Annotated in this window: 23 protein-coding genes and 1 pseudogene; 2 read left to right on the forward strand and 22 right to left on the reverse strand. The window is 69.1% G+C overall.

Annotated features, from left to right (window positions below):
* Nucleotides 1-269 precede the first annotated feature (269 nt).
* Nucleotides 270-1,022 carry a hypothetical protein gene (locus tag ACFZBP_RS37005; RefSeq protein ID WP_391420033.1) on the forward strand — a complete coding sequence of 251 codons (753 nt, stop codon included), beginning with the start codon at nt 270-272 and terminating at the stop codon, nt 1,020-1,022.
* A 494-nt stretch (nt 1,023-1,516) separates the two neighbouring features.
* On the opposite strand, the gene ACFZBP_RS37010 is transcribed toward ACFZBP_RS37005, so the two are convergent.
* The 18 genes and pseudogenes from ACFZBP_RS37010 to ACFZBP_RS37095 form a co-directional block, all read right to left on the reverse strand.
* A complete protein-coding gene (locus ACFZBP_RS37010) occupies nt 1,517-2,170 on the reverse strand; it encodes a hypothetical protein (protein WP_391420035.1) in 654 nt (217 codons plus the stop codon).
* A 43-nt stretch (nt 2,171-2,213) separates the two neighbouring features.
* Nucleotides 2,214-2,492 (reverse strand): DUF6211 family protein, encoded by a 279-nt coding sequence (locus tag ACFZBP_RS37015; RefSeq protein WP_391420037.1) that lies wholly within the window; start codon nt 2,490-2,492, stop codon nt 2,214-2,216.
* Nucleotides 2,493-2,692: 200 nt separating this feature from the next.
* The gene (locus ACFZBP_RS37020; RefSeq protein WP_391420039.1) at nt 2,693-3,196 is read right to left on the reverse strand and encodes a DUF6349 family protein; all 504 of its coding nucleotides are present in this window, start codon (nt 3,194-3,196) and stop codon (nt 2,693-2,695) included.
* Nucleotides 3,124-3,303: pseudogene (locus ACFZBP_RS37025) on the reverse strand (DUF6349 family protein); the annotation flags it as partial. The gene ACFZBP_RS37020 and the pseudogene ACFZBP_RS37025, both read right to left, overlap by 73 nt.
* Nucleotides 3,300-3,716 carry a DUF6181 family protein gene (locus ACFZBP_RS37030; protein ID WP_391420111.1) on the reverse strand — a complete coding sequence of 139 codons (417 nt, stop codon included), beginning with the start codon at nt 3,714-3,716 and terminating at the stop codon, nt 3,300-3,302. The pseudogene ACFZBP_RS37025 and the gene ACFZBP_RS37030, both read right to left, overlap by 4 nt.
* A 28-nt stretch (nt 3,717-3,744) precedes the next feature.
* The gene (locus ACFZBP_RS37035) at nt 3,745-4,170 is read right to left on the reverse strand and encodes a DUF6197 family protein (protein WP_391420041.1); all 426 of its coding nucleotides are present in this window, start codon (nt 4,168-4,170) and stop codon (nt 3,745-3,747) included.
* Nucleotides 4,171-4,231: 61 nt separating this feature from the next.
* On the reverse strand, nt 4,232-4,882 hold the full coding sequence (locus ACFZBP_RS37040) for a hypothetical protein (protein WP_391420044.1): 651 nt from the start codon (nt 4,880-4,882) through the stop codon (nt 4,232-4,234).
* A gap of 72 nt (nt 4,883-4,954) precedes the next feature.
* Nucleotides 4,955-6,553 carry a DUF3560 domain-containing protein gene (locus ACFZBP_RS37045; RefSeq protein ID WP_391420046.1) on the reverse strand — a complete coding sequence of 533 codons (1,599 nt, stop codon included), beginning with the start codon at nt 6,551-6,553 and terminating at the stop codon, nt 4,955-4,957.
* A 379-nt stretch (nt 6,554-6,932) separates the two neighbouring features.
* A complete protein-coding gene (locus tag ACFZBP_RS37050) occupies nt 6,933-7,355 on the reverse strand; it encodes a DUF6409 family protein (RefSeq protein WP_391420048.1) in 423 nt (140 codons plus the stop codon).
* Nucleotides 7,356-7,474: 119 nt separating this feature from the next.
* On the reverse strand, nt 7,475-8,344 hold the full coding sequence (locus tag ACFZBP_RS37055; RefSeq protein ID WP_391420050.1) for a hypothetical protein: 870 nt from the start codon (nt 8,342-8,344) through the stop codon (nt 7,475-7,477).
* A 125-nt stretch (nt 8,345-8,469) separates the two neighbouring features.
* Nucleotides 8,470-8,829, reverse strand: a complete 360-nt coding sequence (locus ACFZBP_RS37060) for a hypothetical protein (RefSeq protein ID WP_391420052.1) — start codon at nt 8,827-8,829, stop codon at nt 8,470-8,472.
* A gap of 68 nt (nt 8,830-8,897) precedes the next feature.
* The gene (locus ACFZBP_RS37065; RefSeq protein WP_391420054.1) at nt 8,898-9,527 is read right to left on the reverse strand and encodes a hypothetical protein; all 630 of its coding nucleotides are present in this window, start codon (nt 9,525-9,527) and stop codon (nt 8,898-8,900) included.
* A gap of 353 nt (nt 9,528-9,880) precedes the next feature.
* Entirely contained in the window at nt 9,881-11,092 is a 1,212-nt protein-coding gene (locus ACFZBP_RS37070; protein WP_391420056.1) for a hypothetical protein, read from the reverse strand.
* Nucleotides 11,093-11,472: 380 nt separating this feature from the next.
* Nucleotides 11,473-12,690: a hypothetical protein gene (locus ACFZBP_RS37075; RefSeq protein WP_391420057.1), complete on the reverse strand. Its 1,218-nt coding sequence runs from the start codon at nt 12,688-12,690 to the stop codon at nt 11,473-11,475.
* A 136-nt stretch (nt 12,691-12,826) separates the two neighbouring features.
* Nucleotides 12,827-13,249: a hypothetical protein gene (locus ACFZBP_RS37080; protein WP_366799564.1), complete on the reverse strand. Its 423-nt coding sequence runs from the start codon at nt 13,247-13,249 to the stop codon at nt 12,827-12,829.
* Between the two features lie 61 nt (nt 13,250-13,310).
* Entirely contained in the window at nt 13,311-15,086 is a 1,776-nt protein-coding gene (locus ACFZBP_RS37085) for a ParB N-terminal domain-containing protein (protein WP_391420059.1), read from the reverse strand.
* Nucleotides 15,087-15,179: 93 nt separating this feature from the next.
* The gene (locus ACFZBP_RS37090; protein ID WP_391420061.1) at nt 15,180-15,644 is read right to left on the reverse strand and encodes a DUF6197 family protein; all 465 of its coding nucleotides are present in this window, start codon (nt 15,642-15,644) and stop codon (nt 15,180-15,182) included.
* A 73-nt stretch (nt 15,645-15,717) separates the two neighbouring features.
* Nucleotides 15,718-16,458, reverse strand: coding sequence for a DUF2786 domain-containing protein (locus ACFZBP_RS37095; protein WP_391420063.1), 741 nt, complete (start codon nt 16,456-16,458; stop codon nt 15,718-15,720).
* A gap of 639 nt (nt 16,459-17,097) precedes the next feature.
* On the opposite strand from ACFZBP_RS37095, the gene ACFZBP_RS37100 reads away from it, so the two are divergent.
* Nucleotides 17,098-17,442, forward strand: a complete 345-nt coding sequence (locus tag ACFZBP_RS37100; protein ID WP_391420065.1) for a hypothetical protein — start codon at nt 17,098-17,100, stop codon at nt 17,440-17,442.
* 692 nt (nt 17,443-18,134) lie between these two features.
* Here the strand turns inward: ACFZBP_RS37100 and ACFZBP_RS37105 are convergent.
* The 4 genes from ACFZBP_RS37105 to ACFZBP_RS37120 all read right to left on the reverse strand — a co-directional run bounded on the left by ACFZBP_RS37105 (nt 18,135) and on the right by ACFZBP_RS37120 (nt 22,074).
* The gene (locus ACFZBP_RS37105) at nt 18,135-18,410 is read right to left on the reverse strand and encodes a hypothetical protein (RefSeq protein WP_391420067.1); all 276 of its coding nucleotides are present in this window, start codon (nt 18,408-18,410) and stop codon (nt 18,135-18,137) included.
* Between the two features lie 362 nt (nt 18,411-18,772).
* Entirely contained in the window at nt 18,773-19,510 is a 738-nt protein-coding gene (locus ACFZBP_RS37110) for a hypothetical protein (RefSeq protein WP_391420069.1), read from the reverse strand.
* Nucleotides 19,511-19,543: 33 nt separating this feature from the next.
* Nucleotides 19,544-21,496 (reverse strand): hypothetical protein, encoded by a 1,953-nt coding sequence (locus ACFZBP_RS37115; RefSeq protein WP_391420071.1) that lies wholly within the window; start codon nt 21,494-21,496, stop codon nt 19,544-19,546.
* A 134-nt stretch (nt 21,497-21,630) separates the two neighbouring features.
* The gene (locus ACFZBP_RS37120; protein ID WP_391420073.1) at nt 21,631-22,074 is read right to left on the reverse strand and encodes a hypothetical protein; all 444 of its coding nucleotides are present in this window, start codon (nt 22,072-22,074) and stop codon (nt 21,631-21,633) included.
* Between the last annotated feature and the right edge of the window lie 528 nt (nt 22,075-22,602).

Genomic DNA, 22,602 nt, shown 5'->3' on the forward strand with positions numbered 1-22,602 from the left:
CTTCCATTCGGTGAAATTCGGTCGTCTTGGCTGATTGTATCGTCACGAAGTGACGATACCTTGGTCCTAATTCATCAAGATCGATGCACAGAAGGCTGAGGTTGCTCTGTTCCGCGGGGAATCCTCTTCCGTTTGCGGGCTGGGCTCGGTGGGACGCTGGTACCTCTTGTCGAGCCGATTTCGGCTCGACAAGAGGTACTGGTGGGCCGGAGCTGGCCAGTTGACACAAGCGCGGGTTTAAGCAGCAGCAAGTGACGTAACCTGCCTACGTGACCGCCTCGCACTCCCCCCAACTCCCGGAGACGCCGCACCACACGGCATCGTTCTGGGAACTTGCGGCGGAGGCACTGCCGGACTACCTCTACCTCGGCAAGGCAAATCCGGGCTTCCAGCGACCCGACTTCCTGTGGACCACCGACACGATGACCGTCGTCGTTGAGGCGAAGGGCAGCCGCGCCGGGGCCGCTTGGCGGGCTCAGAACGTTCTAGAGACCTGGTCTTCAAAGCTCAAGGGTCTACGCGATCACGCATCTGACTTCGCCAAAGAGCTGACGTTGCTCTTGCTCCGCACGGTGGAGGAAGCCTCTGGCGTCCCGTCTATCACTTCCGGGCTGATTCAGGGGCTCGAACCCACACCGCCTCCGGTCCAGCTCTGGCATAACCACGAGCATCACATCGGAGCAGTCAACGAGATCGTCTACGCCGCCATGGGCAGCGGCAAGACCTTCACCGCACTGACCACCCTGCTTCAGCGAGCAGGCCGGGTGAACCGAGCAGAGCGGATCCAGACGGCATCGTTCCTTACGCGCCTTGTCAACGACGCGGAGGTACTGGGGGAGTTCCTTCGAGCTCTGACCCAGGGATTTCTCTGCGGCGGCGTCCAACACCTTCAGTATCTCGTCGCCGTACCACCCCATGAGTCGTCGCCGTGCGGTGTCCTGCGACTAGCCGCGCCCATCATCCCGGGTGCGCCGGGCGTCCGGTCATGGCCTCAGCAAATAACCATGACCCTAGCTGCTTAGCCCTCTTCGGGGCGGCAGCCCTGTAGAGGACGGATTCATGCACTGGGACTTTCACACGAGGGTGCTACTCGTGGTGGTCGCGGTTCTTCTCTCGCTCATCGCAGCGCAGTCCGCAGCGCTCCTCGCGTATGCCACAGGGGGCCGCGGGCTTCAGGCCGTGGGGTGGGGCGCCGGTACCTTCGTGGGATCGATGACGCTCACGCTGAGCATGTTGATGATCTTGCTGTCTTGAGGGGCGGCTCTCCCACCGGGTGCTGGGACGGACCCCCACATCGTCGGAGTCCGTCCCAGCAACGGGTTGGCCATCAGGACTGCTATCGACTGATCGGCCACTCGCCGAACGGTAGCGGCGTTCGACCAGTGGCTTCCCTGACTGCCTCGTCCGTTCCACACGCGGTGCAGATCCGAACTTCACGCTCGATCGTCAGCCGGGAACGCGCGGACAGTTCGCCGAGTGGGCCGCCGCAGCGCGGGCAACTGGTCTCAGGCAACAATCACTCCTCGGGGTGCTCTCGTGCGGACTTAAGGATTAGGTTCCAGACCGTACGGGAGTACGTCTTCTCCGTCTGCTCCTGAAGCTCTTCGATGAGTTCGGCGTTCCTAGCTGCAGGGTTCGCGGCGAGTGCCTGCCGCGCGAGTGTGAGCCGCTCGTCCCCCTGGTAGGGGTAGGCCAGTCCACGGCGGCCCCGGGGCCGCCCGCCGGCATGCCCTCGGCCCTTCCGCTCCGCGACGTACTGCCACAGCCGCCACCGCTTCCACTTCGGGCGCCGCCGGGTCGGAAGCTCATCCCATCCGTCGGGTTCGGGCCATCCCTCCGGCGGGTTCTTGACGTAGTGCGAGACGGTGGCGGAGTCGGCGAACCCGCAGACCTTCGCGGCTTCGGCCGGCCCCACCTCTTCTTCCGGGTCGCCGTCGAGCTTCGGAGGGTTCGTGGTGTTCGCGGCGGCACGCTGACGCTGAAGCTCGTGGTGCCACTTCGCCCAGGTGTCGCCATCCCAGTGCATGACGCCGCCGATGGTCTCCGCGACGGGCGGGTGGCCATTGTTCTCGCGGTCGGTCCAGAGGTTCTGAAGTGTGGGCTCACTGATGTTGTGGACGCGGCGCAGGTCCGCGCGCGAGTAGAGCGTGCGGCCGGTCTTGCGGGGCACGTTCGTCTCCTGTTCCTGGTCGGGGTCGTGACCGCTCGCGGGGTCACTCGGTGTCGTCCGGTTCTGGGGCCGGCGCCCATGTGCGGCTGCCGCTCGGTTCGAGCCGGGTGAGCGTAGCTATCTCGTCCAGAGGGACGGCGGCGGCCCAGTCGGCCCGGCCGGGGTGGTTGGCAGGGAGGTTGAGCACGAGGTGTTTGCCGGTCGGGGGGTAGTCCTCGACGATGACGAATCTGTCGGTGTCGTCGGCGCCGATGCTGTTACCCCTCTTGAGCTGGGCGAGATCGCCGGGCTGGGGACAGTCGGGGTGTCGGTCGCATAGCATGGTGGGGTTCTTTCTGGTGAGAGAACGCTGACGGCCAGCGCCTTGTTGCCCTTGTGCGCTGGCCGTCGTTCGTTGTTTGGGGCATGCGTCGTCGGTTCGACGCTCGGCCGGTCGGAGGTTGCCCTACTCCGCTGACGGCGAAGTAATTAAACCACCTTTACGGTGAAGTGGCGGGGCCCTCGGCCAGAGGACGGAGTTCATCAGAAAAGGGCCCCCTGATCTATTGGGCGCTCGCCCTGGTTGCTCGGCGGCCGGTCGACCCGGAGTTCGTAGCGGGGGCGTCCGCGGTGCGGCGGGGCGTGGACTTCGCGGCGGTAGCGGCTCCAGGCCAGGATGGGAGCGCCCTGGTTGACCCACCCCACCGGGTACCGGGAGGTCAGCTGAGCCCAGCGGCCCCGGCTCCGCGGGATCTCCCATCTGTCCTCGACTCTGGTGATCGGCGGCAGCGTTCGCCAACCCGGGAACGCGTGATCATGGGCGTCCTCCACCGCCTCGTTGTCGCCGTCGCCGTATCCGTCGCCGCGGTGGACGGGGCCCTCCCAGTCGCAGGTGAGGCACCCGCCCCGGAACTCCTGCTCGTCCCCCCGGCGGCCGGTCGGCCGGCTGCGGGAGAGCAGGGTCGGGGTGTGTGGTGTGCGGGTGGGTTCAGCTCGTGGCCGAGGTCGCAGTACGCGCCGCCGGGGTGTCCGGGCTGGATGTGCCATGTCTGCCCCGCGCTCTCGGGGCGATGGTGGGTCCGTGCGTTGCGCACCCGCCAGTAGTACGTCTGCCGTGTCCGTGCTCCGGTCGGCTCGGTGACGGACGCGGTCACGACTTCCCGCCTCCGGCGGCGGCGAGCACTTCGCAGAGAGGATCAGCGAGCACGGCCTGTTCGTCGGGGGAGTCGAGGAACCGCGGCCCGTACGCGCGGTCCACTGCGCGGCGAGCGTCCTGGTGGCGGTCGAGTTCCGGGTAGTACGGCGATCGGTCGAGCACGGCATAGCCGTGCTGGGTGAGCACGTCGGCGATGAGCGATCGGACCTGCACGGGGTCAAGGGTGTGAAGGTCGGTCTCCACCGGAGCCGCGAGGAGTACGCGGATCAGCTCGGTCGCGCTGAGCCGGGGGTGGAGGGGCACGCTGAGCCGATGGGCGCCGTCCCGGCTGGGGGTAGCGGCTCCTCGGCGGCTCGGCGTCTGGTGGTACTGCGGTTGTCTGTCGTCTCGTCCATCGTGCTGACCTTCGATGACTCGGGATGCTGGCGGGTGGCGGGTGTCAGAACAGGGCGTGTTCGGCGCGGGCGGCGGCGGTGCGGAACGCGCGGGCGGCGTCGGCGGCGGTGCGGCCGGGCTCGGCGCTCCACCGGTCGATGACCTCGCGGTGCAGGGCCTTGGCGGCGGGTTCGTCGGCGTCGACGGGGTGACCGGTGAGGATTTCCGCGAGGATGCCGAACGCCTGGTCGCGGGCGTGGTTGATGCGGTCCCAGTCGTAGGTCCGGCCGGCGGCTCCCCGCCCGTGGCCAGCGGCGACTTCGAGGGCGCCGCGCGGCCAGCACGACAGTGTGGCCGTACGGCCCGGACCAGCGAACAGCCGGGGGCCTTGGTAGATGCCGACGTGTTCGATGTGGCGGGCGGCCCATTCCAGGATCGCGGCGGGCGTGTCCGCGATGACGAGGCTTTCGGGGGTGTGGCGAGTCTGCACGGTGCTGTCCTTCGGGAAAGCGGGGGCGGCGGCGCGCTGCCGCCGCCCCTCGGTCGGGCTGCTACTGGTAGGCGGGGATCAAGCGGCGGACCTTGTCCTCTCCGATGCACCCGCCCTTGTGACGGCGCGCGCTCGGCGGCTCTCCGTTGCGCCCGCGCAGGTGGCTCCAGAATTTCGGGCCTTCCCAGGGGCACAATTCACAGCTGAGGAACCAGTGGTTGTCGCTGCCGGGGAACCCGGTGAGGACTGCCCGCCAGTGGTGGACCCGGAGTCCCGCAAACGCGGTCTGGGCGCTCTCGATGTTGCGATCGTTGACCGGCATCCGGGGGTGCAGGAGAGGCACCGGCCCGCACAACGGCGTGGGGGTCTCGGCAAGCACCTTGTCCAGGGGGACGGCGCCGATCCGACCGGCGGCGTACTCCTCCGCGAGATGGGCGGCGGCCATCTCGGTGCCGGGTGTCCCCTTCGGCGGGCGGCGGAGGTTGCGTTCGCCCTCGGTGGTGAGGACGAACCAGTCCCGGTGCCAGCGGTAGGCGCGGCCGATGACCTGGTCTTCGCCAACGATCACGGGGTATCGGCACTGGATGTCGGGGGAACCGACGCGGTACGTCGGGACGGTGGTGGTGCCCTCGGTCGCGGGGACGATGAGCCTGCCCGCTCCGGTGTCGGGGACGGTGACGGTCGCGGGTCGTTCGAGAAGTTCAGTGGTCATGGTGGGGCCCTGTTCTGGTGAGAGAGGGGCCCGCCCCGGCGCGCTCGGCCGCCGGGGCGGACGGGGCAGTCGTTACGCGGCGTCAGCCGGGGCCTTCGGGGCGGCGGTCCATTCACGGCGCGGGGTGATGCCCAGGTCCTCAAGGACCGGGGCGAGGCTCCCGTTGTCCGGGACCCAGTCCCAGTCAGGGCCTTCGGTGCCGGGCCGATCGGTCCAGGTGAGCATGTACGAGCGGCCGGAGGTGCGGGGGTCACCGCACACGGCCTGTGCCTCGCGGCGGGTCATCGCCCACAGGGCGCGCTTGCGGGAGCGGCGGGAGTTCTTCGAGGCGATGAACACCAGCGCCATGTCCTCCTGCCAGCTCTCCCCCGCAGTGGGGGCCGACGCGGGGACCGGCTTCTCCTCGGGGGTGGGGTGGCAGTGAGCGCAGCGGCGTGCTTCCGCGTGCCACTGGCTGGAGTGGCACATGGGGCAGGTCTCGGCCGCCGGTGCCAGCTCCTCGACCGGCGGGGCCTGCTCGGTCTGCTCCTGGTGTTCGGCGGCTTCCGGGGCGGGCGCGGGCGCCGCCTTGAAGTTCCTTGGCTGGGCGTGGCCGCACACCGTGCACATGCCGCGGGCTTCGCTGAAGCGCTTCTGTCCGTTCGCAACCCTCACGCAGTGGGGGCACACGGTGCGCTCGGCCTCGGGCTCCGGTTCGGTGGCCTCAAGCCGGGCGATGTCCGCGGCGGATGCCCACCCCCGCACGCTGTCGTAGGGGATGGTGAAGCCGCCGCGGGCCTTCTCCTTGGGGTCCTTGCGCAGGACCGGGACGCCCACCCCTCCGTGGATGTGCGGGATCGTCAGCGTCTTCTTGTTCACGCGCTGGACCTGGTACCAGGTGCCGCCGGTGTTGACGAAGTCGCCCTTCGCGAAGTCGGCGGGACGCCACACCTTGAAGCCTCGCCGCTCGGCCTCGGCGATGACCTCGCGCCAGTAGGCCAGCTGCTCCGCGATCTCGGCCTTCCTACGGTGGAGCTCGTCGGTGTCGGAGCGGGTGTAGCCTCCGGCGGACTGGCCGTCCAGCCACTTATCGACGCGCCGGTCCTCCACCTCCAGCGTCTCGATGCGGCGCAGTGTGCGGCCGGGATCGGTGCGGAACGCCTTGTAGGCGGCGGCAGCCCTCTCACGAGCTGCCCAGTACCCGGCGCGCTTGCCCTCCTCGACGTGCGTACGCAGGGCGCTGTCGATGCGCTCCTGGTCACGGCGGGCGCGGGCCTCGCTGTGGTGCCCGACAAGGATGGGCTGGCCGAAGGGGATGCCGTCGGCGATCTGGTTACCGCGCTCGCGGGCGGCCTCGGATCGGCCCGCCGCGTTGTCGGCGTACTCGCCGAACCGCTCGGTGCGGCTCTCGGCCCGCTCGTACCGCTCCTGTTCGGCTTCGGCGAAGGTGCGGCGGGTGTCCTCGTCGATCTCGATCTCGACGGTCCATCCGGCCTGGCGCAGGGCCTCGGCGGCGGCGTTGATCTTCCAGCGCTTGGCGGCCTTGTCGCGGGACTGCTGGATGCCCAGCATCCCGAGGGAGCGGAAGTAGCGGAAGCCGCAGGGGCGGATCAATTCGTACACACCGTCGCCCTTACTGCTGCCCTCCACGAGGGTGCCGTCTGCGCGGGTGTGGGTGATCTTGATAGTCACTGAACTGGTCTTTTCTGGTGAGAGTTTGTGGTCCGGCCGGAGGGCGGACCTTGCGTTGGAAGCGGCGCTGCACCACGGGCGCGGGCCGTGAGGGACGAGCGGCTCGCGGGCCGTCGCGCCCTGCGCGACGGCAGAGGCTGCCGCGCCCCCGCGGGGCGCGTCCGCTTTGGTCCGGTGCCCGTCGTCGGTCGGCGGAGCCGCCTGCGGCGGAGTCGGCCTGCGGCGGAGTCGGCCTGCGGCGGAGTCGGCCGGCGGCGGAGTCGGCCGACGGCGGTGAACGCACCGGACCTGTCCTGCCGCCCCGAAGGGGTGTCCGCTTGGGTGCTGGGGGCCTGCCGGTCCGGAGGTGTTGCCCTCCCCCGGACCGGCGGGGCCTGGTTCAGCTGCGGTGGAGTGTGTGGCGGGCGGCCGGGTCGGCGTCGGCCAGTCCGGTCCGCTCGCGCCATGCCTGGCGGACGGCGGCGCGGAGTGCGTCCCCGTCGTCGTAGGCGAACCGTCCCCGGCGCAGACCGCACACGATGTCGCGGAAAACGTCCTGGTTCATCGTGGTCAGCGTGTCGTCAAGCGGCGTCAGCTCGTGCGGGAACATCGCCTGGACGCTGTCGCCGGGCTCCGGGGCCCCGAGGGTGAAGAACCAGACGACCGCCATGGTGGCCTCGTCCGCGAACTCCGGTCCGCCGAACGGGCCGACGACGACAGCGGGGCGGGTGTCGAGCTGGTGGCCCCGGAACCAGGGCCCGGCCAGTACGAGCGTCGCGGTGGGGAAGTCCTGGACGGTGGGCTTCTTGTCGGTCGTGAGCATGTCGTGTCCTGTCTGGTGAGAGGTTCCGCCGGGGCCGGTTGGCCCCGGCGGGGGTGTCGGTCGGGGGGTTGCCCTCCCCCTTCCGGTACCATTAATTAAACCATGTTGATGCTCTTGGGTCAACCAGCCGGGGCAAGTTCGCGGCGGCGCTCGGCGGCTATGGTGACGGCGTGGGCGATGGCGCGGCCGGTCTCGATGACGCGGACGGCGGACTCGTGAATCGGGGGCTTCTTGTCCTGGGTCATGATGCCCGCGAGCGGGGGCATGACGGCCGGTCCGGGAGCGATCCCGAGGATGAGCGCGGCGACGTGGGCGGCCGAGGCGACTTCGGCGGCGTGCCGGCCGGGGAGCGGGGCGGCGACCTCGGTGATGCGTCGCCATGCGTGGCCGTACAGCAGGATGCGGACGGCGTTGTCGGGAGCTTCCTGGGTGAATGCAAACCCTCCGGCCTGTTCGGGGTCCTCGCGGTACCAGTCCCGGTACTGGCTGACCAGAACGTCCCGGATGACCTCGGCGGCGAGCGGGGCGGCGGCGGGCGGCTCGTAGGCGTCGCCGTCGGTCTGGCTGATATCGAATACCGGCCCGGCCTTGAAACCGGACACCTTCCGCTCCCCGCCCTCGGCACTGGTGGCGGCGTCCCGCTGCCCGCCGTCGGCGGCTGCGGCCGTGGCGTCCTGGGCCTCTTCCGACCGGCGCTTGATCGGCGTCCATATACGGATGGAGGTGGAGCCCTTGACCGGGAACCGTCCGACCTTCCGCCAGTCTCCGGAGCTGAGTACGCGGGTGGCGTGGGGGCACTGGGCGGCGATGGCGATGGAGTTGACGGGACTACGGTCGGTCAGGGTCGCGGCGGCGCGCATGACCGTGACCCAGAACTCTTCGCTGGTGACCATCGCGCCGTACGCGCGGTCCATCACGGCTTCGAGTTCACCGCGCATCTTGGCGCTGTAGGCGCGGCGGTCTTCGTCGGTCATCGGCTTGCGGGGCATATCGCGGTCCTCCTGGTGAGAAATTGGCGTCCGGGGCCGGCTGGCCCTGTGGTGTCGTTTCGGGGTGTTGCCCTCCCCTCCCGACATCATTAATTAAACCACGTTCCGAGCTGTTCGGCAACTCCTTAAATCCAGTGCAGTCCTTCCGCGTGGCTGGCGGCGCGGTATGCCTCTATGACCTGGTCCTCGATCTCTGTCCAATGTTCGATGATGTCGGGTGCGGCTTTCCGGTCACGGGCTGCTCGCGTCACCCTGCGCCACTCGATGGCGATTTTGAGCGTGCGGAGTTGCGAGCGGGTGAGCAACCAGCTTCCGGAGTCTGGCAGTTCGTTGCCGTACGCCATGGCTACGGCGTTGTTGATGTTCTCGGTTCCGGACCAGACATTCTGCATGGCCTGGAGGGCAAGAGCCCGTTGGAGCGTGCACCGCAGATGGCGGGCCTGAACGGTCCATCGCGGCGTGATGACGAATATGTCGGCACTCATGACTGATCTTTCGCTGTGGGGAGGGGGCGGCGCGCTGCAAGAGCGCGCCGCCGGGAGGTGTTCGGGAGTCAGAGGATGTATCCGTCGACGTATCCGTGCTCGCCTTCTGGGGTCTGAACATGGGGAAGGAATCGGCTCACGGCGAAGACGACGGCGTCAGCGATGATCCGGGGAGCGTCGTTGAGCGCGATGTTCACCGCTTCTCCGTCGAGCCCGATCCGCACTTCGCCCGGCTCAAGGTTTATGTATACGTAGGCGCTTGTCCCGTCGATGCGGGTTCGGGCTCCGGGGAGCCGGGCGGAGAGGTCGCGAGCCACCTCTTCAACACTCCGCCGCGTCTCGGCTTGTTCACGGTTGTGCTCTTTCACGCGCTCGTGAACGTCACGGTGTACGGGAATCAGGTCATCTGAGATCAGGGCCGCGATGTCCGCAGGGTCCTCGCCCGCGGCGACGCGGACGCTGTCGCGCTCGCCCCTGCGGAACGGATAGTCGGTGACGGGGAATACGCCTCGAATGTGCAGGTGACCGGGGTCATCAAAGCGCTCAGAGAGGTGGAGCTGTCGGCCGTCAAGATGGGTGAGAGTGGCGGCATAGTCCAGGGCCTTAGGGCCGTAGTACGCCTGCTGCGGTCGCCAGTTCCCGCCGAGTTCGATGGCGATCAGGTGGGCCAAGTCCGCGACGGTGGGCCGCTGGTCCATTTCTATCTCCTGGTGAGAGGGGTTCCACCGGGCCGTTCACCCGGGGCTGCCGGTCGGGGGTTGCCCTCCCCTTCCGGCATCACTAATTAAACCATGTTTTAGGGTTTTGGTCAACCCCGGTAGAGGCTCTGACCTGCTCTTTCTCACCTCACCGGCCCGCACCTGCCCGGCCGGGCCCGGCCCACAACGGGCCTGGGCGGGGTTCCCTCCTCGGTCGGACAGCTCCGCCGTACCAGGGTTCCGGGCGCGGTGTCCTGGCTCGCGCAGCGACCGCGCAGCGGCCCGGCCTGGACGCCGTGTCCGGGTTCCTGGTACGCCCCCTGGGGTGTCCGGCCGAGGAGGGAACCCCGCCTTCACCCGCACCACAACGACGCCGCACCCAACCAACCAGCCCCCACCCCCTCCAAGAGAGGACCCGCCGGAGGCAAGAAGTCTTTCCGGCCGGCGCCCGGTGTCACCACAAGGCGGGCTGCACGGCGGACTTCGCGCCCGACCATGAACTTGTCGGGGCAGGGGCCGGCTCGGGCCGGGGTGGTTGCTGGGCGGGGCGCCTTGACCGCGGGGCAGTAGCCGCCTTCGTCCTCCCAGCGGTCAACGGCGTCGCGCTCGGCGCGGGCCTGCTGTTCGGTGAGCAGGAGCGGTTTGCGGTACCGCTTCAGGGCGCTGGAATCGAGGGGCGGGAGTACTCGGGCGGCGGCCTTCTGGTCGTCGCGGCGCTTGTGGCGTCGCCGGACTCGGGCGAGCCGTGCCTCGTAGGCGGCCTGGTCGCTGTCGTGGAGCCCGGCCGGGTGGAGGCGGGCCAGTTCAAGGGCGGTTTGGCCCATCGGGGTTGGGGTCAGTACGCGGGTGCCGTCCTCCTGGCGGACGGCGGCGAGGAAGCGTGCGGCGAACAGGGCCTGGGTCCGCTCGCGGCTGATCCGCCGGCCACCGTTCCACACGCCGTGACGTGCTGTCTGCCGGGCTCGCCCGTCTCGCCAGTACAGGCGTCCGGATTCGGCGGCCTCCAACACCCGGACGTGTCCGGCCGTCCAGCCGAGTTCGGCAACGTGACCTTCCGCGAGATACCGATTCCTCGCCGCCCGGTCGCGGTTCTCCCGGTCCATGCCGGTGGCCGCGCGCTCCTCGGCCTCCCGCTCGGCTTCCTCTCGGCGGCGTGCGGTCTCCCGCTCGGCGTACTCGGCCGTCGTCAACTTCCGCTCCAGCTCGGCCCGCAGGTCGGTGGCCGTCGTCTCGACTCCGGCGGCCGACTGCGCCCGAACAGCGTGGTCGACGGCCTCACGGGCGCAGTACAGCAGGGCATTGCTCGGCATGGTGGGGTCGTCGGCGTACTCCTCGGCGCGGTCGGCCCACTTCTCGACCTCGACGGCTTCCTTGTGGGCCGCGTGCATGACCGCCTCCAGACGGGCGGCGGCACCGGCTCGGCTGTGGCACGCAGCGGTCATGGCGTCGTCGGCTGCCGTGACGGCGAGGATCGCGGCCTGCCTGGCGACCTGAAGACAGGTCTGCGGAGACGGGTCTCCTACCGGGCCAACCTGGGATTGGACGGCGCACGCGTTCTCGGGCATGGGGATGTTCCTCGGAGTCTGTCGGTGGTGCAGTCGGCGGTGTGCCGTTCCTCCGTCGGAGAGGTGCCGCCTGTGGTCGCGCCCAGCGCGATGGACAGTGCTGTCGTGCCCGCAGGGCACGCCCGTTGGCCCGACGTCCAGACGGGGCGGGAGGGCCGTCCGCGGCCCGGACGTTCCGGCCGGCTGCGAGCCGGGCCAGGCTGAGCCGTCCCGGGGGGACGCCCTTCGTACGGGGCCGGTGAGCAGGGCCGGCCGCCGACGCGGGCGTCCCCGGACCAGTGGTGGGCGGAGCGTGGGGTGGGCGGCTCGATGCCGCCCGCTCCACGGCCCGGCGGCCGGGGCCCGGCCGGGCGGTGGCTCCCGCCCGGCCGGGGCTGCTGCTACGCGGCGACCGGTTCGCGTGCGGCGACGCGGCACCGGGTGAGCACGGTCTGTGCGGTCTCGCCGTAGATGCTGTGGTCCTTGACCGTGCCGGTCAGCTCGACCTCGTCGCCCTGGTCGGGGACGTCGGCGGCGGAGCTGAACCAGACGAACACGTTGCCGCTCGGGTCCTGGAACTTCACCAGTCGGCGGCGCTGGGTGTGGTAGCCGTACGTCCGGCCCTCCAGCTCGATCACGGTGGTGACGGTGGCGGTGGTGGTGATGCGCTCACCCACGGTGCCCTGCGGCTTGCTGTTCTGGGCGGCCCGCTCGGCGGCCTCCTTCTCCTGATCGCGGCACCAACCCGCGATGGCAGACACCAACGTCGGCAGGTGGCGGGGGTCGACGGTTTCACCCTTGGCCAGCTGGCCCACCTTGTGGCGGTAGTCAGAGAGGCTGCCGTAACCCTGGATGGCCCATGCCCGGACGGCGGCGGCAGTGCCCGGCGCGTCCGGGTCGGCATCGAGCGCGTCCCGCCACTCCTTCGGGGCCTTGCGGTCGAAGAAGTACGCCTCGACGCCGTCGGCGGTCGGACTGGTGTCCTTCCACTGCTCGGATCGGCTGTAGAACCGGCCTTCGGCCTTCACGAGGGCGGCGGTCACCCGCAGCACCTTGTCCACCGGGACGCGGAGATCGGCCGGGATGCCGCCCTCGTCCCCGTCCCAATCGGAGTCCTTCAGCGTGCCGAACCTCCACAGGGCCTCAAGACCCTTGATCGGCAGACCGGTGTACGGCTCGACGCAAGTCGTGCCCAACTGCCGCATCTCGCCGTTCTCGTGGCGGGCGAGATAGGTGGCGGTGCGGTGGCGGGCGATGGCGCACCCGTGGCAGAAGTTCTCGATCGCGCGGTACTGGCGCGCGGCCTCGGCGTCCTGCTCGGGCAGACCGGGGAACAGGCTGGTGATCGTCTCGCCCTCATCGTCGTGGTCCAGGCGGGCGATGACGGTCCAGCCGTGGTGACGGGGGATGTCACCGGAGATCGTCACGGTGACGGTGGGACGCTTGCCGATCAGGCGGCCGTCCACGTCGTGGTAGTCCGCCAGGAACGGCGTGGAGATGTCGAGCGTGTACGCGGTGAGCTGGTGGACGGCGGCGCGGGCGTTGGTGGCCTCGACAAGCTGACGGACGCGGGACTCGGCCGTGGCGGGGATGGAAAAACGCATGGCTGCGCTGGTCATCGTGGGTGCTCCTGCTGGTGAGAGAGGAATCGAGCGCCCGGCCGGGCGGGTTGCCCTCCGCGTACGGCCGGGGTCGGGGCCGACGTGCGGCCCGTGGTGTCGGAGGGGGGTTGCCCTCCCCCTCCGACATCATTAATTAAACCATGTTTTGGGGTGTGGGGCAAGCATCCCGGCCGGGAATGTCGAGTGCGGCGCGGTCGCGCAGGAACGCGGCGAACAGGGCGGCGGTGTAGCTGTCGGCGGTGCCGTACGTGCGGCGGCAGTCCAGCGCGCCGATGCGCTCGCCCCGGTGGCGGACGGGGAACGGCTGGCCGGGGGCCGGGATGGCGAGTGCGTACAGTCCGCGCGGGGTGTCCACGCGCAGGACGACGGCGGCGGCCTGGTGGTCGTAGGCGGCGGACCAGCGGGCGGGCCCGATGCCGAACTCCGCGAGTCCGGCCGCGATGGCGCGGGCCTGCATGATGTCGGCGGTGGTGCCGGGGTCGGGCTCGGCGGGGGCGGGGACGCATCCGCAACCGTGGTCGTCGGCGTGGGTCTCGAACAGAGCTGTACGGGTCATTGTGGGGCTCCTGGGGCGGCCGGGGCGGGTGGGTTCCCGCCCCGGCATCGGGCTGAGGTGCTTAGGCGGCGGCTTCGTCGTCGTGCGCCGGTTCGTCGCCCTCCTCGACCTCCGGCTCGTCCGCCTTTTCGTCGGTGCCGGACTCCTGCTCGGTCTCCGGCTCACTGCCGGACGTGATCGCGGCGCGGGGCTTCTTCTTCGACGGGTCGTAGGGCTCGTCGTCCACGACGGACTGCTCGATGGGCGTGAGCGGGTACCCCAGGGATGCGAGCACCTGGAACCAGCGGCCGGTGGGCTTCCGCGTCCACGGGGCGTGCTGGCTGTCCGTCCGCCACGCCGACCGGTTCGCGCACTTCTCCCGGACTGCGGCGATGGCCGCGAACTGGAGCTGGGGGGCGCGGCGCGGGTCCTTGGCGACATGTCCGGCGAAGCTGCCCCGGTCCTTGGCCTGCTGGGCGTTCAGGCCCAGGAATCCGGCCAGGATCTCGGTGGTGCCGTCCTTGTTCAGGTCGTCGCAGATTCCCCAACTGCCGTTCAGCAGAGCGTTATTGACGTGCCCGATCAGGGTGTTGGTGGTGGCCTTCGGGAGGTTGCGCCGCTTGATCAGGTCCGTGATCCACTTCCGGCGCAGGGCCTCGGCCGCGTCCCAGTCGATGTTCCCCTTCTTGACGGCGGCGCGGGCGGAACGCTCGGCTTCCTTCTCGGCGGTGGTCTTCGTGCCGCCGCTGGCGCTGACCCCCTCGGGCACCGCGTGCCCGTACAGGCCGGGGGCGGAGCAGTAGGGCTCGTACCGGTCCCCCCGCCGCTCGTCGAACACCCAGACAAGCCCCTTGCAGTCGGCGTGCTCCTCGGCGCTGATGCCACGCAGTCGCCACACGGGCATGGCGCGCTCGGACAGCTCCTCGGCGTCCCGAATCTTCTGCCCGGCCGTCTCCAGCTCCGCGCGGTGGGCCTCGGCCTTGGTCCGCTTGTCGCGCTTGGTCCGCTCGATGGCAATGGCCCAGTCGACGTCTCCGGCGTCGGCGTCGTCCTCGGCGGCGGCCTCGGTGATCGCGGCGAGCGCTTCGGGGTCGTCGGCAAACTCCGAGAGCGCGGCCAGGTGTTCGAACATCCACTCATAACTACTAGCGCCCGCGACGGCGGCGCTCAACTTCTCGTCCGACCGCACCTTGACCAGCGTCTTCACGTCCTTCTGCCGCACGCCTGCGGCCTTGGCGATGCGGCCGACCTGCGCGCCCGCTTCGGCGGCGCTGAACATGGCCTGGTTCATCTCGGCCGTGGTGAGGCTCTTACGGTGCTGGGCGGTCGTGATCATGTCGAGGAACTGCCCGGCCTCGTCGCGGTCGTCGTCCTCCCACTCGTACGGCAGGTGGGTAAGGCCCGCGTCCTTCGCTGCGTGGTAGCGGCGGTTTCCGTCGTTGACCTGGAGGACCCCGCCGTCAAGCCGCTGGATCTTGACAGGGATGCGGCACCCCTCGGCGCGGAGCGATTCCACGAACGGCGCGTTGATGTCGAGGTCTTCGCGGGCGTTCTTCGGGTGCGGGGTGAGCGTGTCAATCCGGATGACGGGGCGGGGCGTGACCGGCACGGTCTCCAGCCCTGCGGCGACGGCGGCGGCCAGCCGCTGGAACCCGTCGATGATCTGCGGCACGTCGCCGTGGGTGCGCACGACGTACAGCGGCTCCACGACGCCGTTGTCCTTCACGTCGGCCAGCAGATCGGCCGGGGCCTCGATGTCCCGGACGTTGCCGGGGTGCGCGGCGAGTTCGGCGACCGCGAGGGTCGGCCACGGGGCAGGGGCAGTCTGGACGCCGGCCTGGGTCTTGACGTTGGTCATCGGTCCTTCTCTTTCTGGTGAGAGTTCACCGGGCCGTTCGGCCCGGTGATGGTGTCGGTCGGGGGGTTGCCCTCCCCCTTCCGACACAATTAATTAAACCATGTTCTTGAGGGTGAGGCAACCGGGGATGCTGTGATCGCCGTCACTCGGGTGCAGGGCTGCGGCGGCGCGGATCATCGCGGCGGCCTCAGCGGTGGTCCGCTCGGGCTCGTCTCCCCAGCACCACAGCAGGGTGCGCCGGTAGGCGTCCTCCGTGAGCTTCAGCTTTCGCCACCGAACGCCGGACACGGGGCGGCCGTTGATGTGGTTGCTGAGCACCACAAGGGAGTCGAATCGGGCTCGCTGGAAGATGTCCCACGGTTCGCCGCGTACAGACCAGCGGGGCCGGGCGGAACGTACGCCGCGCTCCCACGCGTACAGCACTGTGCACGGGGCGGTGTCGCCCAACCGGCCGGGCTGCCAGAGGTGGTCACCCTGATAGAGACCGACGCGTTCGATGTGGTCGGCGGCGGCGGTGAGGATGCGGGCGGGGGTGGCCGGTGGCTTTCGAGACGGCACGGTCATATCTCCTGGGGTAGGTCGCGGGTCGATGGCCGGGGGCGGCGGACGGCCGCCCCCGGCCTCGATGGGGCTACGCGGCTATGGAACCCGCCGCAGTGTGGCCGATCCGCTTACCGCCGATGTCGGCGCGGCTTCCTGCGATCCATCCGGCTCCGTACCCGTTGCCGGTCATGGTGGTGGTGCCGCCCTTCCGCGAACGCGGGTACGCCTGCTGGTAGTTGCGCGAAACGACGGCCTTGCGGTCCGCGAGCACGAGGGCCGCGCTGCGGCCGGTGGCAGTGGTCTCACCCCTGGCCTCTTCGCGTGCGCCGCGCTCGGCCTCCTCGATGCGGTCGCCCACCCGGTTGATGAAGCCGAGGAGCCAGGAGCGACGCCATGCGCGCGCCCCCTGCCCGGCCGGGACCGACTGGGCGGCCAGTCCGCTGTTCATCTGGAGAAGAAGGGAGGTGTACAGCAGCTCGACGCGCTGGAGATCGCTCGCATACCCGAAGATGTGCACTCGGCGGGACGGGCCGCCACCCTCCCGGCCAAGGTGGATGAGCTGGCAACCGAGAGCGAGCGCGATGCGGTTGATAAGGCGGACCCGCTCCATCGCCCACGGGTTGTCCAGAACGATCTGACGGTCCGTCGGGGCATCGCCGGCCGGGTCCGCGTCGTTGAGCATCGCCTGCTCGACGCCGTACTTCGCCATCATCTCGAACGCCCGCTTCCGGGCCAACTCCGCCTCCGACTCCGGCGTACGGGGGTCTTCCGCCTTGGCGAGCAGGGCGCGGATGGTTTCGAGCTTCGCAGGGGCCTTCGTGGTGCTCACGTTCGTTCTCCTGGTGAGAGGGGTTGTCGGCGGCCGGTCGGCCTACCGGTGCCGGTCGGGGGTTACCCTCCCCTTCCGACATCACTAATTAAACCATGTTCTAGGGGTTGGGTCAACCCGAATACACGCTCTGAACTGCCCTTTTCCCGTGTCACCGGTCCGCACCCGCTCGGCCGGGCCCGGCCCACAACGGGCCTGGGCGGGGTTCCCTCCTCGGTCGGACAGCTCCGCCGTACCAGGGTTCCGGGCGCGGTGTCCTGGCTCGCGCAGCGACCGCGCAGCGGCCCGGCCTGGACGCCGTGTCCGGGTTCCTGGTACGCCCCCTGGGGTGTCCGGCCGAGGAGGGAACCCCGCCTTCACCCGCACCACAACGACGCCGCACCCAACCAACCAGCCCCCACCCCCTCCAAGAGAGGACCCGCCAGAGGCATCAAGTCTTGAGGCCAGCACCCCCTGTCCGGTTCGAGATGTCCGCAGACCTGTGTCTACGGTGCGCGCGATGAGCAGTGGTTTCGAACGGAACTGGGGGAAGGGATGAGCACGACTCCGGCAGCGTCTGTAAGTGCGGCGGAGCTGAGGCGGCGCGTTCGAGCTGTCGAAGCACTTCAGGCGAAGACGCGCGAGATAGCAGCGGCGAAGGTGTTGGTCACACGAGAGGCCGCGGTCAAGGCCGCCCAGGCGAAGGAGCAGGCCGATGTCGCAGCACGGGAGGCCGCTGCGGTCGCCCTGCGGCTGTTCAACAATGACGCTGAGTTGGTCGCGGAGCTGGTGGGCGTACCCGCGGAGGAACTGGAGCGTGAGGCGAAGCCTGTTACCGCCGCTCGCGCGAAGGAGGTCATCGAGACGCTGCGGGCCCGCGCCGAGCGACCGGGCGCTCGTCGAACCCGCACACCCGAGGCAGGGCCACCGGGCTCGCCGCCCCCTGCCCCCGCTGCACCGGCCTTGGATTCCTCGCCGTACCGCGGCCAGGCCGATGCCTCCTGAGAATGACCTCGGGCCCGGACTGTTCCCGCTTACAGCGATGAACAAGTCCGGGCCCGCTCCCGTTGACGAACAGCTCGCACTCATCGGCGAGCCAACGCCCGTGCGCATCCCGGCTGTTGAGTGGGCGGCATGGCTGGCGAACGAGTCGGTTCGGGCCCGCTACTGGGCCAAGGTCTACCGGACCTCGTCACAGACGGACTGTTGGTTCTTCCTTGGCGGCATTTCCAGTACGGGCCACGCGAGCTTCAGGGCGGCATCGCGGCCGGGCCGGACACGGCGCGGTACCGTGCCAAGCCATCTGTACGGATACCAGCTCGCACACGGCGTGATCCCCCGCCTGGGCTGGGGAAACGAAAGCCCGACCGTTTGCCACACCTGCGACAACCACTCGTGCCAGCAGCCTGCGCACCTTCGGCTGGGCACGGCGGCTGAGAATCGGGCGGAATGGCTGATCCGTCGCGGAGATCCGTGCAGCCCTCTGGCCGACATCCGCGGACCCGCTAGGCGCTCCCGCGCCATCGGCAAGGCCATCCGTGCCGGCCTGGCGGACCGTGAGTCCGAGCGGGAGATCGCGGCCCGCATTCAAGCTGCTGTCGCAGAAGGAAGACCACTCAGTTTGTGGTGATCCTTCGTGCCGCTCAGCCCAGGGTTGAGAGAGCCATGGCTCCCAGCGGCTGACCGTTTTATCCAGCCTACTGCGGCATCGATGCGTCGCCTGCGGGCGCCCGGGCTCCCCCGCAGAACTCACAGATTGTCGCGGACTGCTTCTCGGCCTCAGTGATGAGGCCGCGCATCTCTGAGCGCGCGGTGGCGGAAGGCGCCGTGACGTGCGTCCGGACCTCGCCGAGCTTTTCCTTCAGGTCCTCGATTCGATAGTCCGACCCAACGGCGAGCAGTCGCTCGTGCAGCCGCAGCAGCAGCGGGTGCCAGCCAGGACCGACTGCGTGCAGTCGGTCGGAAGCTGCCAAGCAGGCGTCCCGCTTCTGACATGAGTTTCTTGCATACGGCCATTTTGCTTGCTTCCTGGGTGGGCCGTGTGACGCGAGCTCACCGCTCTCCATCGGAGGGGCGAGCTGCGTGAGGAGGCCGGCCGCTACGGGGCGCCGGGTCCCCGGGAGAACGGTGGCCGTACTCCTGGTAGGGCCTTTCTTCAGGGTGCCTGTCCACTCGCGTGCGCCGCCACGCGGTATCGAAGGAGACGGCGCCGTTGCTGGCCTGCACCAGGCGCCACGCATGCCAACTGGTCCGCGGCGACAGCAGCCACCGCAGTAGAAGAGTGCTCACCGGCATCCCGCCATCTCGTGCGCAGGACGAGTAGCCTTCGGGGCGGTCACGCGTCACCTGTCAGGACGGACGACGCGTGCCCGTTGAGCAACGCCTGTGCCTTCAAGGCGTGTTGAGGACGCTGGGCGCTCTCCATGCCCGCGGCCAGCAACGTGTAGAGCATGCGTTTCTGACTAGGCTCGGGGAAGCTGGCCAGGAACTCGCGCAGTACCTCAAGAGCCTGATGCTCGACCGTCCGCTCGTGCTCGGGCCGGTACCGGGCGAACACCTCCGCCACCTTGTCCGCGTCGCCGAGCACGGTGGAGACCTTGGACCAGTCGGCGTCGTCCCGCTCGACCCATCGCACCAACAGGGCGACAGGGTCGGCGAGTTCGACGGCAACGGCTTCGGCCGCCTGTCGGCGCAGGATGTCGGTCATGGCCTGCTGTCGTTGCGCGGCCAGCAGAGCGGCGACGGCGGCCTGGTCGTCGGGCGGCAGATCAAGCGTGAGTGAGGCCCGAAAGTCGACAGGCGGATCTGTGGACAGCGAGCGTCTGCTGCGCAGGTGTTCCCCGACTACGTCCCGCGCGGTGGCGAGATCGGCCGGATCGCATGCCACGGCGACATCGGCCGCCGCCTTCCTGAGGACCGCACGGACGGCCGCTGCGATCTCCTCGCTTGTGGCCGGATAGGGCGGCTCGGTGAGGACCGTGGCCGTGATGCGGGCGGCGAAGCCGATTCCAGGGCGCGAGCTGCGCAGCCGGACCTCGAAGTCGGTCAGGCCGCGCCGCACTGCCTTGCGCATACGGCGACGCGACCAGGCTGAGGAGGCCACGGATCAGAACTCCACGGATGTGGGCTCGTAATTGAGTCGCGCGGCTGACAGCGCCGCGGGCAACCTGAGGTCCTTGCGCAGTTCGATTACGGCCTCGTCGTTGGCCACGCCGGGTTCGCCGAAGATGAGCGCCGAGATCGGCGTGGAGTACAGGTGCTGCACGACGATTTCGTTGAGGATCTCCGTCACGAGTCCGCGCGACACCTCTGTCGTCTGCCGGAACTGCGCCCAGGCGGTCAGCAGCTCCCGGCACTCCGCGTCGACCCGGTTGTCGGCCAGTGCCACGTTCCAGCCCTGGATGAGCGCCTCTTTGACGTCGTCCTTTTGCTCCGCGGCCGCCAGCATGACCTGCAAGACGTACGGATCGACACGTGGATCCAGGAGCGAGAGGAAGGCCCGGTGCCCGGCCAGGTGCTTCTTCTCGGTGGCCCACTTGATGACGGTGCTCCACACGCGGGGCAGTTGACCGTCGCGCGCGGCGATGTCGCGCAGCGCGCGCTGGGCTACGAGCACGGCGCCATCGGGGTCGGGCCGGTCGAGGATGTGCCGCAGGCGGACGAGGGCCTGGCGGGGATAGTGGTCGGCGAAGTCTCCCTGGCAGACCAGGGCGACGACGGTCGCCACGGCTTCCGAGGTCTCTTGTGCCGAGTCCAGCAGCAGGGAACGGACTTCGGCGCCCAAGGTGTCCGCCTCGGCGGCGACCGTGAGGACGCGAGCGATCAGCTCCAAGTGCTCGGGGCTGTTGTCGCCGTTGTCGATCCAGGCGTGGATCTGCTTGATGACGCGGATGTCGTTCTCCGCGACGGCCAGCTCGACCAGGAGGTCGCCGATGGAGGCGAGTTGATCGGCACCGGGTCCCTTGGGTGACGTGATGGTGTCGAGCCAGGTCAGCAACGGCAGGTGGATGTCAGCGCGTTGTTGCCAGAGGTGGAGCAGCACGGCGCGGGCGTATCCGCTCTGGTGGTCGAGCGTGACGGTCCGCCCGGTGACTTTCGCGCCCAAGGCCTTGAGCCGGGTGGTCAGATCGGGTCCGGTCAGGATCGTCCGGACGCTGGTCTCCCGAGGCTCGTCCAGGAGCATTCTGGATCCGTCCTGGATGGTCAGCGCGTCCTTGTTGTTGAGGAACAGGGTGGAGACGAGCAGGGCGCGGTCCTCCGGCTTGTCCTCCGTCTTGGCGAAGACCTTCTGGACGTCGGACCGCCACTCCTGGAAGGCGCTGAGCGCCGCCTTCAGCCCCTCTGTGGAGTCCTCGGCGGAGGCGAGCTTGTCGGCCAGGCGGGCGCCATCCGCAGGACGGCTGTCGTGGGTCAGCAGATGTGCGGCCTCGCCGACCAGACCTGTCCCGGAGGAAGCCGTGTTCAGCCAACGCAGCCGCTCCGGCTTGCGATGCACGTACTCCAGGTGCGTCCGTGCCACTCGTTGGGCGCAGGGCCTGGTCGTTGCGCGGGCGACGACCCGGGCCAGCGTTCCGGAGGCGGCTTCGGGCCACCCGTGCTCGTCGGCGATCACGACCAGGTACGAGCCCACATAGAGCAGCTGCTCGGCGTAACTCACTAGCTGTTCCGCGAAGTTGCCCACGTTGTGCCAGGAACTGATCTCTGCGGCCACGTCCAGCAGATAACCCGTGCCCGGCTCATCGGGCAGCACGGAGATGTCCGGCGAGCGGGGCTTCTCCCAGTCGGGCCGGATCTCCCGAAGGGTCAGCGGCTTGCCAGGAGCGGCCTGTTCCTTCTGGGAGACCTCCCACAGGGCTTTGATCCCGGCAGTGCGTTTGCCGTAGCCGCCCGGTCCGGCGACGACGGCCAGTCGAGGTCCACCTCCGGTGAGACGATCGATAACTTGGCTCGCCGTCCGCACCTCCTCGTCCCGCGAGCTCAGGCCCACCCAGGCGAGGCGTACGACGTCGAGATCGGCCTGCGGAATATCGGTCACGGGCAGCTGTGGCTTGCTCGTCATGGTGACGGAGCCTGCAGCCACGATGATCTTCGAGTTCTGGTTGTTGCCTACGTCCACTCGCAGTCCGGGTACCGGGATGGCAGTCGGTGGAGCGGAAGGCGGGGGCGGGACAGCGCCGGGAACGTTCTCCTCGCTCACCGGCCTGCCTCCGGCGTCCGGTAGTGGAAGCCGCCCGAGGCGTTGATGGCACCGCCGGCGATGACGACCTGGCTGTTGGTGTTGTGGTGCACGCTCGTCCGCGCGCCGGAATCCTCGTCGTCCCCTTGGACCTTGTCGGCCAGCTCTTGAAGCTCTTGCGCCGCGTCCGGATGCCTCTGGAGGAAAGCAGCCAACTGGATCAGCAGGTCACGGCGCAGCTGCTCCTCCACCGTCCCACGTTCACTTTCGGGGCTGTCGACGAGCTGCTGCCGTGCCGTGTCGATCAGTTGCAGTACTTGCCCGGCACCCTGCTCGCCGTCTCGACGAAGGATCCGGGCCACCGCACCCCGCACCGAGTCCCAGGTGTTCCTGACCATCTCGGTGACGAGAGCGGCAGCTCCCACGCCCGCGACCTGCATGATGTCCAACGCGTCCCCCATGGTCGATTCCCCTGCCCGGTTGGGCGTGCAGGGGTCGGCGGCATATTCGACACATCAGGGTGGATGCCGGTGCAGAGGTCGGCAATCGAAAGTATTTGCCACATACCAGAATGAGTAACTATCAAGCGTATGAATCCGGCCGGTTCGGATCCAGGTGCGAAGTGCCGGGCTCGGCAATCCTCCGTAAAGCCCAGGATGGGCGGTAGTTCATGTTTCGGCTACGGCGCAACTTGGCCAAAGCACCACTTTGGGTGATTGTCCGGAACTAGGTAGAGCGTACTGGTGTGGGCATCGTGAATCCGGTACACGTCCGGTGTTGGAGGGGCGCACGGTGCGGGTTCGTACGTGCCGACGCGCAGCCTGGTCGTGAGTTTGAAGAACTCAGCCGTCAGGGATGCCGCCGTCAGTACGGCTCCCGCGTCCGGAGCCGTCAGCCGTCAGCCGTCAGCCGTCAGCCGTCAGCCGTCAGCCGTCAGCCGTCAGCCGTCAGCCGTCAGCCGTCAGCCGTCAGCCGTCAGCCGTCAGCCG

The sequence above is a fragment of the Streptomyces sp. NPDC008086 genome, from assembly GCF_042957325.1.
Classification (GTDB): domain Bacteria; phylum Actinomycetota; class Actinomycetes; order Streptomycetales; family Streptomycetaceae; genus Streptomyces.

Excerpts from the sequence above, each read along its gene's own strand:
- ACFZBP_RS37015 (WP_391420037.1), bottom strand. The coding sequence starts at position 2,492 with ATGCTATGCGACCGACACCCCGACTGTCCCCAGCCCGGCGATCTCGCC.
- ACFZBP_RS37020 (WP_391420039.1), bottom strand. The coding sequence starts at position 3,196 with ATGGCACATCCAGCCCGGACACCCCGGCGGCGCGTACTGCGACCTCGG.
- ACFZBP_RS37040 (WP_391420044.1), bottom strand. The coding sequence starts at position 4,882 with ATGACCACTGAACTTCTCGAACGACCCGCGACCGTCACCGTCCCCGAC.
- ACFZBP_RS37050 (WP_391420048.1), bottom strand. The coding sequence starts at position 7,355 with ATGCTCACGACCGACAAGAAGCCCACCGTCCAGGACTTCCCCACCGCG.
- ACFZBP_RS37055 (WP_391420050.1), bottom strand. The coding sequence starts at position 8,344 with ATGCCCCGCAAGCCGATGACCGACGAAGACCGCCGCGCCTACAGCGCC.
- ACFZBP_RS37060 (WP_391420052.1), bottom strand. The coding sequence starts at position 8,829 with ATGAGTGCCGACATATTCGTCATCACGCCGCGATGGACCGTTCAGGCC.
- ACFZBP_RS37065 (WP_391420054.1), bottom strand. The coding sequence starts at position 9,527 with ATGGACCAGCGGCCCACCGTCGCGGACTTGGCCCACCTGATCGCCATC.
- ACFZBP_RS37070 (WP_391420056.1), bottom strand. The coding sequence starts at position 11,092 with ATGCCCGAGAACGCGTGCGCCGTCCAATCCCAGGTTGGCCCGGTAGGA.
- ACFZBP_RS37075 (WP_391420057.1), bottom strand. The coding sequence starts at position 12,690 with ATGACCAGCGCAGCCATGCGTTTTTCCATCCCCGCCACGGCCGAGTCC.
- ACFZBP_RS37080 (WP_366799564.1), bottom strand. The coding sequence starts at position 13,249 with ATGACCCGTACAGCTCTGTTCGAGACCCACGCCGACGACCACGGTTGC.
- ACFZBP_RS37085 (WP_391420059.1), bottom strand. The coding sequence starts at position 15,086 with ATGACCAACGTCAAGACCCAGGCCGGCGTCCAGACTGCCCCTGCCCCG.
- ACFZBP_RS37110 (WP_391420069.1), bottom strand. The coding sequence starts at position 19,510 with ATGCGCAAGGCAGTGCGGCGCGGCCTGACCGACTTCGAGGTCCGGCTG.
- ACFZBP_RS37115 (WP_391420071.1), bottom strand. The coding sequence starts at position 21,496 with ATGACGAGCAAGCCACAGCTGCCCGTGACCGATATTCCGCAGGCCGAT.
- ACFZBP_RS37120 (WP_391420073.1), bottom strand. The coding sequence starts at position 22,074 with ATGGGGGACGCGTTGGACATCATGCAGGTCGCGGGCGTGGGAGCTGCC.